This is a genomic window from Pseudomonas sp. HY7a-MNA-CIBAN-0227, from assembly GCF_040310325.1.
In the GTDB taxonomy this organism is placed as follows: Bacteria; Pseudomonadota; Gammaproteobacteria; order Pseudomonadales; family Pseudomonadaceae; genus Aquipseudomonas.
On the sequence record NZ_JBEOPT010000080.1, the window covers coordinates 1 to 285 of the forward strand.

Below are 285 nucleotides of genomic sequence, written 5' to 3' on the forward strand. Positions count from 1 at the left end.
GGGCATCGCACAGGTGTTGTTCGCCGTGTGCGTGGACGCCGGGAATCAACGCGCCACGCACCTGTCGCTGTATCGCCGCACGCATCGCCGCTTCGACGCGGCCGACGCGAACCTGCTCGAATTCGCGATCGAGCACATGGCGTCGGCGCTCGAATGCAACCGCCTGCACTGGATGCACGCGACCGATGGCGCGACGGGCGGCGCGGCTTCCGCGCTGTTCGACGCGCATGGCGTGCTGCAGTACGCGGACGACGCGTTCCTCGCGCTCGCCGCACTCGAATGGCC

The 285-nt window shown here is 69.1% G+C and carries 1 protein-coding gene; it reads left to right on the forward strand.

Annotated features, from left to right (window positions below):
* Positions 1-285 (forward strand): hypothetical protein (locus tag AAEZ06_RS27065; protein ID WP_350617156.1); only part of this gene is annotated, 285 nt, incomplete at both ends.